Annotated in this window: 13 protein-coding genes; 9 read left to right on the top strand and 4 right to left on the bottom strand. The window is 53.4% G+C overall.

Annotation, left to right across the window (positions count from 1 at the left end; translation table 11 throughout):
• Positions 1-5: 5 nt before the first annotated feature.
• Together KW808_RS14455 and KW808_RS14450 are read right to left on the bottom strand one after the other, a co-directional pair.
• Positions 6-167 (bottom strand): hypothetical protein, encoded by a 162-nt coding sequence (locus KW808_RS14455; RefSeq protein WP_003862757.1) that lies wholly within the window; start codon positions 165-167, stop codon positions 6-8.
• 1 nt (position 168) lies between these two features.
• Entirely contained in the window at positions 169-417 is a 249-nt protein-coding gene (locus KW808_RS14450; RefSeq protein WP_034983216.1) for a hypothetical protein, read from the bottom strand.
• A 57-nt stretch (positions 418-474) separates the two neighbouring features.
• Here KW808_RS14450 and KW808_RS14445 point away from each other — a divergent pair, with 57 nt between their 5' ends.
• Complete coding sequence (locus KW808_RS14445) at positions 475-891, top strand: VOC family protein (RefSeq protein WP_003862761.1); 417 nt, start codon at positions 475-477, stop codon at positions 889-891.
• 111 nt (positions 892-1002) lie between these two features.
• The gene (locus tag KW808_RS14440; RefSeq protein WP_003862763.1) at positions 1003-1209 is read left to right on the top strand and encodes a hypothetical protein; all 207 of its coding nucleotides are present in this window, start codon (positions 1003-1005) and stop codon (positions 1207-1209) included.
• A 70-nt stretch (positions 1210-1279) separates the two neighbouring features.
• Here the strand turns inward: KW808_RS14440 and KW808_RS14435 are convergent, their stop codons facing one another.
• A complete protein-coding gene (locus KW808_RS14435; RefSeq protein WP_003862769.1) occupies positions 1280-2644 on the bottom strand; it encodes a Fic family protein in 1365 nt (454 codons plus the stop codon).
• Between the two features lie 96 nt (positions 2645-2740).
• Positions 2741-4114, bottom strand: coding sequence for an FAD-dependent oxidoreductase (locus KW808_RS14430; RefSeq protein ID WP_003853532.1), 1374 nt, complete (start codon positions 4112-4114; stop codon positions 2741-2743).
• Positions 4115-4496: 382 nt separating this feature from the next.
• On the opposite strand from KW808_RS14430, the gene KW808_RS14425 reads away from it, so the two are divergent.
• The 7 genes from KW808_RS14425 to KW808_RS14395 all read left to right on the top strand — a co-directional run bounded on the left by KW808_RS14425 (position 4497) and on the right by KW808_RS14395 (position 14823).
• Positions 4497-6182: a nitrite/sulfite reductase gene (locus KW808_RS14425; protein WP_003853535.1), complete on the top strand. Its 1686-nt coding sequence runs from the start codon at positions 4497-4499 to the stop codon at positions 6180-6182.
• A 241-nt stretch (positions 6183-6423) separates the two neighbouring features.
• A complete protein-coding gene (locus KW808_RS14420; protein WP_003862772.1) occupies positions 6424-7209 on the top strand; it encodes a phosphoadenylyl-sulfate reductase in 786 nt (261 codons plus the stop codon).
• Positions 7206-8120, top strand: a complete 915-nt coding sequence (gene cysD / locus KW808_RS14415) for a sulfate adenylyltransferase subunit CysD (RefSeq protein WP_003862773.1) — start codon at positions 7206-7208, stop codon at positions 8118-8120. Before KW808_RS14420 ends, cysD begins: the two co-directional genes overlap by 4 nt.
• Entirely contained in the window at positions 8120-9421 is a 1302-nt protein-coding gene (locus KW808_RS14410; protein WP_003862775.1) for a GTP-binding protein, read from the top strand. The genes cysD and KW808_RS14410 overlap by 1 nt, the downstream gene beginning before the upstream one ends.
• A 38-nt stretch (positions 9422-9459) precedes the next feature.
• On the top strand, positions 9460-10185 hold the full coding sequence (locus tag KW808_RS14405) for a sirohydrochlorin chelatase (RefSeq protein WP_003862777.1): 726 nt from the start codon (positions 9460-9462) through the stop codon (positions 10183-10185).
• Between the two features lie 20 nt (positions 10186-10205).
• Positions 10206-11135: a sulfite exporter TauE/SafE family protein gene (locus KW808_RS14400; protein WP_003862780.1), complete on the top strand. Its 930-nt coding sequence runs from the start codon at positions 10206-10208 to the stop codon at positions 11133-11135.
• A gap of 718 nt (positions 11136-11853) precedes the next feature.
• Positions 11854-14823: a choice-of-anchor G family protein gene (locus tag KW808_RS14395; protein WP_003862781.1), complete on the top strand. Its 2970-nt coding sequence runs from the start codon at positions 11854-11856 to the stop codon at positions 14821-14823.
• Positions 14824-14866 lie beyond the last annotated feature (43 nt).

Raw genomic sequence — 14866 nt, 5'->3', positions numbered from 1 at the left:
GTCGCTTAGAGACCATTCTGTGGGGTCATTTTTTCGGCCAGTGCGACCAGCCTTTCGAGGTCTGCTGCGACTGCTTGGCAATCTTCTTCGAAGTTTTCGTTGGCGCGGACGGTGAAAATGAGTTCGGAGCCGGTGTCGTGGGGGATGACTCGGAAAGGGTTGAGCACTTTAGTTCCGTCGGGGGAGGGTGACTACGTGGTCGAGGATTCCGTAGGTGTTTATTGGGGTGAATTCGGTGTGAACTAGGCCCATGGGGGATTCCAAATGGAGGGAGTTGGCGTCGATAAGCGAAAGCGTCCCGCTTGCTAAACCTGAAGCCCAAGCGGGCAGCCTAGGAAGATCGCGCGCTATTTCGTAAATCTTTTGTGGGGTGGCGGTGCTGAGGAGGGCGACATGTCTGGAATCTGATTGGCGCATGCTTTCTAGAGTAATGTGAGTCACAGAAAATGCTCTCGCTTGGAAGACAGGAATCCGATGAAAGCCGATCTCACCCCGTACCGTCAGTTCAATGGAAATGCCAAAGAAGCAATGGAGTTCTACCAAACAGTTTTTGGTGGCGAGCTTCAGATGATGCCGTTTTCTGCAGTGCATTCTGATGAGGAAGTTGGCGGCGATGGCGAGAAAATCATGCACGCTGAGTTGGTCGTTGATGGTCAGAAATTGCTTTTTGCTAGTGATATTCCGCGCATGATGCAGCGTATGAAGGGCGAGGACACTCCGTTGTCGCTGACTGGTGGCGCTGATGCTGATGCGGAAATTCGTGGATACTGGGAGAAGCTGTCTGAGGGCGGCACCGTGACCATGCCTTTGGAAGCGGTTCCTTGGGGCGCGGTTTATGGTGCGCTGGAGGATCGTTTTGGCACCCACTGGATGTTCAACATCGGTGGCTAAAACTTTTGGAAACTTAAGTTACCTTTAAACGGAAACTTATTGAATTCGGGTGAAGCAACTGCAACTCTGGACTTAAGGCTGAGATTTAGTATTTAAGAAAAGGTGATTGCCATGAAAGAAGATCTTCAACGAAGGGCCGTTGTTAAGGCGTTCATTATCTTCTTGCTTGGAGTTCTCACCGGGATGTACATCGGCATCATGTATGCCAATGCGTTGGTTGCGTTTGGTTTTATGATCGCCGGATTGGCAGTGGCAGTGCTGGTTTATATGGTGAATCGGCCGCGCAAGGCGGAAAGTGAAAGTCCCCGCCTCGAATAAATCGAGCGGGGACTTTAAAAGTCGCTAAACCTAGACTGAGGATCGGAAGGCGAAAGCCGAGATAGGCTAATTAATTCTGTTGAAACTTTTTAGCCAGTTCGGTTAAGAAGTGATCTACAATCCCGTCGGCGTAAATTTTCACACGTTCTCGAAAGCTTTCAGTAACAACAGGCTCGACTTCACGTCCGTAAGCGTGAAAGTTGTATCCAATAGAAGTAGCTGCCACGAGGTCGCTGCTCGCTCTTTTCCCATCTCGAGCTGCTATTACTATGGATAGCGGGTGGAAGATTTGTTTTGGAGAGTTGCTATTGAAAGCTAAGGTCAGACAATAGCTATCAGGGAAAGCGTTATAGCCCTCTGGCAGATTGAATGGGGAACCGATAAAAATCCGTTGAAGTAGAAACTCCAACCCATTCCTTTTTCCTTCTTCATCCAATCGAGATCGGATTTCTGTAAATAAACTTTCTTGGAGCCTATGTGCAGCATCATGTAATTCTGGTAATACGCGAGTGGGGCGTAGCGCATCCGAAAGCTTAGCCGAACCAGATTTACCCGCGATCGGGGTAGTGAGATCAACGATAATAGAGTTAATAGTATCGGTCACTCGTTCAGCAAAGAATCTAATCAGCAGGAGCGGGTTATTCTTGTCCGCTGCTTCTAGAGCATGGATGTAATCTCTGCGTTGATCTTGGTAGATTACGAGAGGGACACCAGGATCTTTGTATAGAAAAACACTAGCCAAGGCTCGTGCAACTCGTCCATTCCCATCTGCAAATGGATGAATACATACGAAAGCATAGTGGGCATAGGCAGCTTGAATAACCTTCTCGGCTGCTAAGAATTCCTTAGATTCAAGTTCTGAAATAAATCTAGCCATTTCAGCAGGAGTATCTTCAACTGGGGCGTATGCATGTACAGATCCATCTGAGCGCTGTGGACTATTTGGCTGAGTTTTATACTCGCCTTTCTGAAGCGCCTGATTTTGGACTCCAACGGCTGTAAAAACCTCGTGGCTTTCTTGGCTCCGCAGAATGACGGCGTGCAAATTTCTAATCCATTGCTGAGAGATTGGAGTTCTACCAGTTACTGCATCGAGAACATACTCAAAGCCTTCTAGAGTATCGTCAAACGCAGGCTTAACATGTTTGCCTTTCATCGCCATTTGTTGCTCCCAAGCCCCTACCTGCGTTGCAACTGTATGGGTAAAACCGCGATCAGTTTGGAAGATTCCTTCTATGGCATTGGTATCAACTGCGGCAGCTCTTTTTGCTCTCTCTAGCGCAGCATCTAATGCAGAACGATCAGTGCTATCTTTCAAATCAGAAAAATGGCGTGAGGATTCGATGACATCTAAGAGCGACACCTCGATCTGTTTCCAATCGTCAAAACTCGGGAATGGCTGATAGTTGGAGCTTTGAATATTCTCATCATTCATACTGCTCAGTGTAGTGCGTTGCAATTTTTATCCCGGAAAGCCAAAGTCCCCGCCTCGAATAAATCGAGCGGGGACTGCTTCACGCGTTAAAACAATTTAGACAATTGCTGGAGCTTCGCGGGCCTGGCGGACCATTTCTTCCCAATCAACAATCTTCTTGCGCTCGCGGCCTTCGGCTTCACCGAGTGCGCGCTCTGCTGCGTCGAGTTTGTACCAGCCTTCCCAGGTGGTGAATGGGATGTTGCGGGAATCGAGAAGCTCGATGATGGCTTCTTCGCCCTGGTGCTTTGGAGCTTCAAGTACACCGGCGACGGCATCCTTGATGAGGATGTCGGTGGTTTCCTTGGCATCAGACTTGGTGTTGCCGATCAGACCGATTGGTCCACGCTTGATCCAGCCGGTTGCATAGAGGCCTGGTACTGGTTCTGCACCTGGGGCGGTGAGGACATGTCCGCCGTCATTAGGGATGACGTGCTTGGCATCATCGAATGGGACGCCGTCGATTGGGTCGGACTTGTAGCCGACTGCGCGGTAAACAGCCTGGACTGGCCAGTCCTTGAATTCGCCGGTTCCGTTTACGCCGCCGTTGCCATCAAGTGCGGTGCGTTCGGTGCGCAGGCCAACAACCTTGCCGTCCTTTTGAAGAACCTCAACTGGGTTTTCAAAGAGGTGGATCTGCAGGGTGTGCGGAGCATCCTTTGGCTCGCGGATTGCGTACTGTTCCAGGATCTGGCAGACCAGGTCCTGGGACTTGGATGCGCGGCGGGCTTCTTCGGAGGCGCCGTCGTAGTCGATGTCTTCTGGATCAACAACCACGTTGATGGTGGGGGAGTGGTCGAGTTCTTTGAGTTCCTGTGGAGTGAACTTGACCTGTGCTGGGCCACGACGTCCGAAAACGTGTACTTCAGTGGCCTTGTTTTCTTTGAGGGAGTCGTAGACATTGTCGGAGATTTCGGTGACTTTGAGCTCATCGCCGGTCTTGGCCAGGATGCGGGCTACGTCGAGGCCGACGTTACCAACGCCGATAACAGCGACGGACTGTGCAGACAGATCCCAGGAGCGCTCGAAGCGTGGGTTGCCGTCGTAGAAGCCAACGAACTCGCCGGCACCGAAGGAGCCTTCTGCTTCAATTCCGGGGATGTTGAGGTCGCGGTCTGCAACTGCACCGGTGGAGAACACGACTGCATCGTAGTAGTCGCGGAGTTCTTCGACGGTGATGTCTTTGCCGATTTCAATGTTGCCGAGCAGGCGCAGGCGTGGCTTGTCCAACACGTTGTGCAGTGACTTAACGATGCCCTTGATGCGTGGGTGGTCTGGTGCAACGCCGTAACGGATGAGTCCGAACGGTGCAGGCATTTGCTCGAAAAGGTCAACGAACACTTCGCGCTCTTCATTGCGGATGAGGAGGTCGGATGCGTAAATGCCAGCAGGGCCAGCTCCGATGACGGCTACGCGCAGGGGAGTTGTCATGTGTTTGAAGTTGCCTTTCGTGAGCCCTTTTATGGAAACAAGGGTGTGAAAATCAAGTAGTTAAAGGTATTTCAAGTCCAGGTTGTTTAACTCTCCTAGACCGCTTGGTCTGTAAACGTAGCAGCGAAATGCGACAATGCGAAGACTTTTGCTTAATTAAATTCAAACTCCATGAAAAAACTAGACAGATCAGTCTATTATATTCACGGTGAACCTAACCTAATATCCCCAGGTTAATTCATTTAAACGGGCGTAAGGTGACTCCATTGCTTTCAGTCTCATGAATCTAATGGTTGGTCTAGACAGAGCGGTACGTCTAAGTTTGCGGATAGATCAAACCGAGTGACATGTACTTCACTAGCTCTTTAAGGATTAACTCCCTATGACAACAACCACCGGAAGTGCCCGGCCAGCACGTGCCGCCAGGAAGCCTAAGCCCGAAGGCCAATGGAAAATCGACGGCACCGAGCCGCTTAACCATGCCGAGGAAATTAAGCAAGAAGAACCCGCTTTTGCTGTCAAGCAGCGGGTCATTGATATTTACTCCAAGCAGGGTTTTTCTTCCATTGCACCGGATGACATTGCCCCACGCTTTAAGTGGTTGGGCATTTACACCCAGCGTAAGCAGGATCTGGGCGGTGAACTGACCGGTCAGCTTCCTGATGATGAGCTGCAGGATGAGTACTTCATGATGCGTGTGCGTTTTGATGGCGGACTGGCTTCCCCTGAGCGCCTGCGTGCCGTGGGTGAAATTTCTAGGGATTATGCTCGTTCCACCGCGGACTTCACCGACCGCCAGAACATTCAGCTGCACTGGATTCGTATTGAAGATGTGCCTGCGATCTGGGAGAAGCTAGAAACCGTCGGACTGTCCACCATGCTTGGTTGCGGTGACGTTCCACGTGTTATCTTGGGCTCCCCAGTTTCTGGCGTAGCTGCTGAAGAGCTGATCGATGCCACCCCGGCTATCGATGCGATTCGTGAGCGCTACCTAGACAAGGAAGAGTTCCACAACCTTCCTCGTAAGTTTAAGACTGCTATCACTGGCAACCAGCGCCAGGATGTTACCCACGAAATCCAGGACGTTTCCTTCGTTCCTTCGATTCACCCAGAATTCGGCCCAGGATTTGAGTGCTTTGTGGGCGGTGGCCTGTCCACCAACCCAATGCTTGCTCAGCCACTTGGTTCTTGGATTCCACTTGATGAGGTTCCAGAAGTGTGGGCTGGCGTCGCCGGAATTTTCCGCGACTACGGCTTCCGACGCCTGCGTAACCGCGCTCGCCTCAAGTTCTTGGTGGCACAGTGGGGTATTGAGAAGTTCCGTGAAGTTCTTGAGACCGAATACCTCGAGCGCAAGCTGATCGATGGCCCAGTTGTTACCACCAACCCTGGCTACCGTGACCACATTGGCATTCACCCACAAAAGGACGGCAAGTTCTACCTCGGTGTGAAGCCAACCGTTGGACACACCACCGGTGAGCAGCTCATTGCCATTGCTGATGTTGCAGAAAAGCACGGCATCACCAGGATTCGTACCACGGCGGAAAAGGAACTGCTCTTCCTCGATATTGAGCGAGAAAACCTTACTACCGTTGCACGTGACCTGGATGAAATCGGACTGTACTCTTCACCTTCCGAGTTCCGCCGCGGCATCATTTCCTGCACCGGCTTGGAGTTCTGCAAGCTTGCGCACGCAACCACCAAGTCACGAGCAATTGAGCTTGTCGACGAACTGGAAGAGCGACTCGGCGATTTGGATGTTCCCATCAAGATTGCACTGAACGGTTGCCCTAACTCTTGTGCACGCACCCAGGTTTCCGACATCGGATTCAAGGGACAGACCGTCACTGATGCTGACGGCAACCGCGTTGAAGGTTTCCAGGTTCACCTGGGCGGTTCCATGAACTTGGATCCAAACTTCGGACGCAAGCTCAAGGGCCACAAGGTTATTGCCGATGAAGTGGGAGAGTACGTCACTCGCGTTGTTACCCACTTCAAGGAACAGCGCCACGAGGACGAGCACTTCCGCGATTGGGTCCAGCGGGCCGCTGAGGAAGATTTGGTGTGAGTCTTCGGAGGAAACCCAATCCCAACCGCAACCACCCTCTGTACTGCCCATACTGCGCGGGAGAAGTTCTTTTCCCCGATGAGCAAACAGAATTCGCGTGGTTGTGTGCGGATTGCACCAGAGTTTTTGAAGTGAAATATCACGGCCAGGACGATCCAGTGCACAGGCCAGCACCAGCAAAGTCCACATCGCAAGCATTAAAAGAATCTCTCGAAAGACACAAAAGAGGTGAGTCGCAACAATGAGCTTTCAACTAGTTAACGCCCTGAAAAATACTGGTTCGGTAAAAGATCCCGAGATCTCACCCGAAGGACCTCGCACGACCACACCGTTGTCACCAGAGGTAGCAAAACACAACGAGGAACTCGTCGAAAAGCATGCTGCTGCGTTGTATGACGCCAGCGCGCAAGAGATCCTGGAATGGACAGCCGAGCACGCGCCGGGCGCTATTGCAGTGACCTTGAGCATGGAAAACACCGTGCTGGCGGAGCTGGCTGCGCGGCACCTGCCGGAAGCTGATTTCCTCTTTTTGGACACCGGTTACCACTTCAAGGAAACTCTTGAAGTTGCCCGTCAGGTAGATGAGCGCTATTCCCAGAAGCTTGTCACCGCGCTGCCGATCCTCAAGCGCACGGAGCAGGATTCCATTTATGGTCTCAACCTGTACCACAGCAACCCAGCGGCGTGCTGCCGAATGCGCAAAGTTGAACCGCTGGCGGCGTCGTTAAGCCCATACGCTGGCTGGATCACCGGCCTGCGCCGCGCTGATGGCCCAACCCGTGCTCAAGCCCCTGCGCTGAGCTTGGATGCCACCGGCAGGCTCAAGATTTCTCCAATTATCACCTGGTCATTGGAGGAAACCAACGAGTTCATTGCGGACAACAACCTCATCGATCACCCACTTACCCATCAGGGTTATCCATCAATTGGATGCGAAACCTGCACCCTTCCTGTTGCTGAAGGACAAGACCCTAGGGCCGGCCGTTGGGCTGGAAACGCCAAGACAGAATGCGGACTTCACTCATGACCACAACCGTTGCATCAGAACTTTCCCCACACCTTAAAGATCTTGAAAATGAATCCATCCACATCCTCCGCGAGGTAGCTGGCCAGTTTGATAAGGTCGGCCTGCTGTTTTCCGGCGGTAAGGATTCCGTCGTGGTGTATGAGCTTGCGCGCCGCGCTTTCGCTCCAGCTAACGTGCCTTTTGAATTGCTGCACGTGGACACCGGCCATAACTTCCCAGAGGTTTTGGAATTCCGCGACAACCTGGTGGAGCGCACCGGCGCCCGCCTGCGCGTAGCTAAAGTCCAGGACTGGATCGATCGCGGTGACCTGCAGGAACGCCCAGACGGCACCCGCAACCCACTGCAGACTGTCCCTTTGGTGGAGACCATCGCTGAGCAGGGCTACGACGCCGTGCTTGGTGGCGCTCGCCGCGATGAGGAGCGTGCCCGCGCCAAGGAGCGTGTGTTCTCTGTGCGTGACTCCTTCGGTGGTTGGGATCCACGCCGTCAGCGCCCAGAGCTGTGGACCCTCTACAACGGTGGCCACCTGCCAGGCGAAAACATCCGTGTTTTCCCAATCTCCAACTGGACTGAAGCTGACATCTGGGAGTACATCGGCGCCCGTGGCATCGAACTTCCACCGATCTACTTCTCCCACGAGCGCGAAGTTTTCGAGCGCGACGGCATGTGGCTGACCGCAGGCGAGTGGGGTGGACCAAAGAAGGGCGAGGAGATCGTCACCAAGACTGTCCGCTACCGCACCGTCGGCGATATGTCCTGCACCGGTGCTGTGCTCTCCGAAGCCCGCACCATTGACGATGTGATCGAAGAGATCGCCACCTCCACCCTTACCGAACGTGGCGCAACCCGCGCCGATGACCGCCTCAGCGAATCCGCAATGGAAGACCGCAAGAAGGAAGGCTACTTCTGATGACTGCTCCAACCTTGAATAAAGCATCTGAAAAGATTGCATCACGCGAGACCCTTCGTCTGTGCACCGCAGGTTCCGTAGATGATGGCAAGTCCACCTTCGTCGGCCGCCTCCTGCACGACACCAAGTCTGTTCTTGCTGATCAGCTGGCTTCCGTAGAGCGCACCTCCGCCGACCGCGGCTTCGAAGGCCTCGACCTGTCCCTCCTCGTCGACGGCCTGCGCGCCGAGCGTGAGCAGGGCATCACCATCGACGTTGCCTACCGCTACTTCGCCACCGACAAGCGCACCTTCATCCTGGCTGATACCCCAGGCCACGTGCAGTACACCCGCAACACCGTCACCGGCGTCTCCACCTCCCAGGTTGTAGTTTTGCTTGTCGACGCCCGCCACGGCGTCGTCGAGCAGACCCGCCGCCACCTGTCCGTATCGGCCCTGCTGGGCGTGCGCACGGTGATCCTCGCAGTCAACAAAATTGACCTTGTTGATTACAGCGAAGAAGTCTTCCGCAACATTGAAAAGGAATTCGTCGGATTGGCATCTGCGCTCGATGTCACTGACACCCACGTCGTTCCAATCTCTGCGCTCAAGGGCGACAACGTTGCAGAACCTTCCACCCACATGGATTGGTACACCGGACCAACCGTGCTGGAAATCCTGGAAAACGTAGAAGTTTCCCACGGCCGTGCACACGACCTGGGCTTCCGCTTCCCAATCCAGTACGTCATCCGCGAGCACGCCACCGATTACCGTGGCTACGCCGGCACCATCAACGCTGGTTCCGTCTCCGTGGGCGATACCGTGTACCTACCTGAAGGCCGCACGACCCAGGTCACCCACATCGATTCCGCTGACGGATCCCTCCAGACCGCATCAGTTGGAGAAGCCGTTGTCTTGCGCCTAGCCCAGGAAATCGACCTCATCCGCGGCGAACTCATCGCTGGCGAAGACCGCCCAGAATCCGTTCGCTCCTTCAACGCCACTGTTGTTGGCTTGGCCGATCGCACCATCAAACCAGGTGCAGCAGTCAAGGTTCGCTACGGCACCGAGCTGGTCCGCGGACGCGTCGCAGCCATCGAACGAGTCCTCGACATCGACGGCGTCAACGACAACGAAGCACCAGAAACCTACGGCCTCAACGACATCGCACACGTGCGCATCGACGTTGCAGGCGAACTCGAAGTTGAAGATTACGCTGCCCGCGGCGCCATCGGATCCTTCCTCCTCATCGACCAATCCTCCGGCGATACCCTCGCTGCTGGCTTGGTTGGCCACCGCCTACGCAATAACTGGTCGATCTAAACCAGTGTCTTAGGCAAGACCCCCTTTTAGGACACCTCATGATTCCCCTGATTACGCTTTCCCACGGTTCCCGCAAAAAGTCCGCAGCTGCAGGCATTACTGCGCTGACTCATGAGGCCGGACGAATGCTGGAAACACCAGCCGTGGAAGCGCATTTAGAGCTTGCTGAACCTTCCCTTGATCAGGTTGTGGCACAGCTCAGCGCAGAAGGCGTAACCAGGGCAGCGTTGGTTCCTTTGCTGTTTAGCAATGCGTATCACGCAAAGATTGACGTTCCTGAGGCAGTAAAAGATGCTTCAGGAAAGTATGGTGTGGAACTTCTCGTGGGTCCGCATTTGGGCACTGGCTCCGATGTAGCCAGCGTGCTTGCGCAGCGGTTGCGTGCGGACGCCCCCACAGATGCCCATGTGATTTTGTATTCCGTTGGCAGCTCACACGTGTCCGCCAATGAATCAGTCATCGATCTTGCCCACACCATTGCTCTCCTCACTGGCTTTTCGGTTGAGGTGGTGCCCGCTACCGGTGGGCCAGGTGCCGGCGGCGCCGGAGTAATAGAGGTGGCCTCGAAACACAAGGCCGTCCACATCCTGCCGCTGTTTGTTACGGAAGGTTTGCTGCTGGATCGGGTTATTGATCAATCCGCCAACATCGCAGCTGCCACCGGCACAAACTTCACCTATTCCGAACCCCTAACCACTGACCTCGCACCACTTGTTGCAGCTCGTTACCACGCTGCATTGAGCGCACTGCTGGCACATATCTAAGACCGCTAAGGAAATCAGCTATGCAGACATTAATCTTTATCGCCATTGCAGGCGTCGCAGCACAGCTTGTCGACGGCGGCCTCGGCATGGGGTTCGGCGTCACTTCCACCACCATCCTCATCATGCTCGCAGGTCTGGGCCCTGCGCAGGCATCCGCCGTCGTGCACACCGCAGAGGTTGGAACCACCTTAGTTTCTGGTTTAAGCCACTGGAAATTTGGCAACGTGGATTGGAAAGTAGTTGTCCGGCTCGGTATCCCCGGCGCTATCGGCGCATTTGCTGGCGCTACCTTCTTGTCCAATATTTCCACCGAAGCAGCAGCACCGATCACCTCCCTGATTCTTGCCCTGATCGGCATGAACCTAGTCTGGCGATTCAGCAAGGGACGCATCCGCCGCGACTATTCCGATCGCCCGCACAGCAGGGGATTCCTCGGTGGACTCGGTATTGTCGGTGGCTTCGTTGACGCGTCCGGTGGCGGCGGATGGGGTCCAGTGACCACCTCTACGCTGCTGTCTTTGGGGCGCACCGAACCCCGCAAAGTAGTCGGCACCGTCAACACCGCAGAGTTCTTAGTCTCCCTAGCCGCAACATTGGGCTTCGTCGTGGGACTGTGGGATGACCTAGTAGCTAACCTCTCTGCAGTTCTCGCGTTGCTCATCGGCGGCGCAATCGCAGCACCAATCGGCGCCTGGATGATCTCTCGCGTTAATGCAACCGTCCTCGGTGGCTTCGTGGGCACCCTGATTGTCACACTGAACCTGCCAAAGGTGCTCAACGTGGTTGGCCTTGATTTCATCCCCACCGGCCTCGTCCAGGTCACCGTCCTACTTATCGGCCTGCCGCTGACGTACCTCGGCTTCCGCCGCTACCGCAAAAACCTCCTCAACGAAACCATCTCCAGCGAAGTTGTCTCCGAACCAAAGGGCCAAAAGATTAAAAGCACTTAAAACACGCTTTTCGACGCCCACCCGCACCACCGCGGGTGGGCGTTTTTGTGCGCTGAACACCGAAAATTCCAATAGAACATATAGTCTATTTTAGCAAAAACTCCTAGATAACGTTTCCATTTCTAAAAACTATTGTTACGGATGAGGCTGAAGTGAATTGGATTTAAATGTTAGAGATCTTGCTAAGTGTTCACATAGAAAAAGGCTGTGAAGTTTTGAGAGGAATAGAAAGTGGGTCAGATTGGGTATCTGAGAGTTGGCTTTGCAGGTATTGAATATTTGTGGGCATAAATATTGTGCGACGTGGGCTTTTCATCTAGGTCGGCCCGCCATGCGGAAATGTTTACATATGGAAGACGTGTGAATTGCATAGGAAAACCGACATCTTGGAATGTGTATCACGGGGGTGGGGGTAAGGTTTTGGGGGTAAAATGGACAATATTTTTCAGGAAATCCTCAAGCTAATTTTCAGATTTAGTCAAAGTTTTTCCTAGGAAAATCCATGTGTTGAGCTGCATGTTTTGTAATGAAACTGTAATAGTTGCCGAGATGTTATCCATGCCTAATGTACTATGCGAATAAAGTTTCTATAGAAATTCTCCCAGCTTCAGCTAGCCTAATGCTTGGATCACATGCACCGAAAATTGTGCACCAGGACCACAGGGTGAAACGCCCAGGTAACGGTAGCGACTGTTAAACGAATTCCAACGGAGGACTAGTGAAAATCAAGAAGTCAGCATCTGCGCTCAGCCGCAGCATGCGCATCGGTATCGCCACTATCACCAGCACCGCAATGCTTGGCGGCGTCCTGGTAGCAGTTCCAGCCCACCCACTCTTGCCAACCACTGCGGTTGCGCAGGCGCAGGAAAATGAGCAGGAAGCGGTTGCTACTGCACATGCACAGCTTATTAATCTGAAGGTTCTAAACCTTGGAAACCTTCTCTCCACTGATGACTCTCGTGGTGTCGACGGCATTATCGAAGCGATCGAGGCAGAGCAGAACTGGGCTAACACCGGCGACAACGGTCAGGACGCAGACGTAGCTCAGCTTAATGTTCAGCTGCTTGGTTTGCTGAAGGTCAAGCTTGGTGACGTAACAGTCCCACTGATTTCCGAAACCGGTGATTCACTGCTGAAGGGACAGGCTGGACTTCTTAGCGCTTATGCACATGCCGAAAGTGCAACCCACTCCAAGGCTTCTGCGGGAACTATCGGTGCAGATGGCGCACTTTCTTTGAATAACGCAGGCGCAGACAAGGATGCAGCGCTTGAGCTAGATCTCACGAACGTTTTGGGTGTAGAACTGCCACCAAACCTCGTTGATGAGCTTTCCTTGAGCCTTGGTGCTATTGGCGCTTCTGCTGAGAAAAATGGCACCACTGTTACGCGTGACTATGTTCTTGCAGATGCAAAACTGACTCTCGATGCTCCAGTGCTTGGTGACGTCGTAACTGGTCTCGACGACACTCTCGGTAAAGTTGGCGACACTGTTAACGGGCTGCTTCCAACTGAAGAGGTCCTAAAGGAAAAAGGTCTTAGCGGAGTCCTTGCGACCATCGCAAGTGGAGCAGTGGGCTTGAACCTTGATCTCGGTGTCAATGTTGATTTGAACAGTGCACTTCAGACGCTGCTTCGCGAGCCACTTAAGGATGATGACGGCTTGGTTTCGATCAACCTTGCTGATGGAACCATCGAAGTTGACTTGGACAAGGTGCATGATAAGGGCATCAACAATCTTGATCCCGGCACCCCATTGTTGAGCGAGGCTGCAATCAACAGCATCGTCGAAACAATTACTAATCTGCTAACTGATCCAACCAACTCGAACGGTCTCATTGGAAAGGTGAACAGCCTTGTAACAGGTGATTCCGAGTCTCACACTGGTGGACTCTATGGCACCACAGTGAATCTGGGAGTAAGTCTCGGCGACACAGGTTTGATTGGCGTTTTGCGGACTATCCTCAGTGTAGTTGGCTTGGGTAATCTGTTTGATGTCCTCATCGGCGGATTCACGCTCAAGACCACTGTGGGTGGCTTGCTTAACGACGATATTCAGGCAACAGCTGATCCTGCAGTCTACGCAGCTAATCCTAATGAGTACGTCTTGATTGCCGGAGAGGGGGTCGTCGGTGGCACTGTTGCGAGCGTCCTTAGCATCGTCAAGGGACTGTTGGGATACGTCGGCGGAGCTCTAGATAAGATCCTCTTCGACGAAGATGGCGTGCTGGCTACACTGACTGCGGGCCTACCAAACCTCGTTAGCGGAATCGTTGATCCATTGGGCGATGCCCTCGGAGGGAAAGACGGAATCCTGGGTGGCGTTGCTGCTATCACCATCAACGAGCAAGAAAAAGTCGGCGATGTTTACAGCGTCACTGCACTTGACGTCAATGTCTTAGATGGTGCGGTTCACTTGCCACTTGCCTCAGCTTCAGTTTCTGCGGCTGATACTTGGCAGAACCCTGATCCAAACGGTCCGACCATTGCTCCTATCTCTGATCAGTCCATCGACCTTGGAGAGTCAATTACATCAGTTACTCCAAAGGTCACTCCAGCTGACGCTAAGATCACTACGAGTGAGCTGCTTCCTGATGGTCTCAAGCTTGAGGACGGTGTGATCTCCGGAAAGCCAGAGAAGGCTGGCGATTACGAGATCACCGTGATCGCAACTGACACCGAAGGCCGCACCGCTAAGACCACCTTCAACATCACTGTCACCGATAAGTCCACTCCAGCGGAGGCGCCGACCATTGCACCTATCTCTGGCCAGACCATTGACCTTGGCGATTCAATTGCAGAGGTAACTCCAGAGGTCACTCCAGAGGGTGCAGAAGTATCCATCACTGGCCAGCCTGCCGGTGTGACCATCGTTGATGGCGTTATCTCCGGAACCCCAACTAGGCCTGGAAACTTCAATGTCACGGTCACTGCTACAAATGAGGGTCTAACCGCTAGCACCAGCTTCAAGATCACAGTTACTGATCCTGACAGCGATGTTGATGCACCTACCATCGCGCCTATCGCTGATGCCGAAGGCACTGAGGAAAAGAAAATCGACCCAATTGAGGTTGAAGTCACTGGTGAAGATGTTGAAGTTAAGGTCGATGGTCTTCCAAAGGGTGTTAAATACGATCCAGAGAACGGCGAGATCTCTGGTACCCCAGAAAAGGGTACCGAGGGTAGCTACCCTGTCACCGTGACCGCTACCAACGACGGCGGAGACGCAACTGAAACCTTCATCTTTGTTGTTAAGAAGGATAACAACGGTGGCGGCGACAATGGTAACGGCGATAACGGCAGCTCTGACAATGGATCTTCCGGAAGCTCCGATGGAACCTCCAACGGTTCTTCTGACTTCTTGCAGCAGTGCCTCGACTCCCCAGCTGCTGGCGTCGCAGGTCTCCTGGTTGCACTCGGAACCGTCGGTGCTATCGCTGGCCCAGCTCTTGAGCCACTGATGAAGTCCATCGGTGCTGAGCTTGACCGCGCGCTTCGTAACCTGACCAACGCTTCAAGTGGCGCAAACCAGCCTGAGTGGGTTCGCAACATCAACCGTGGTCTGAACGATGCTGCAAACGCAGTCGATCACCGCATGGTTTCCCAAGCGCTGTTCGCAACCGCAGCTCTGGCTTTGATCTCCACTCCAGTTCTTTGTGGAATGGACAACTCAAGCTCTAGCTCCAGCTAGTTCTTAACCCAAAAATCCCCGGTTCAGCTTTCTTGGTTGAACC

It is taken from the genome of [Brevibacterium] flavum, from assembly GCF_019317305.1.
Taxonomy (GTDB): Bacteria; Actinomycetota; Actinomycetes; order Mycobacteriales; family Mycobacteriaceae; genus Corynebacterium; species Corynebacterium glutamicum.
The sequence above is the reverse complement of the archived record's forward strand: the minus strand, read 5'-3'. Positions and strand labels throughout refer to the sequence as shown.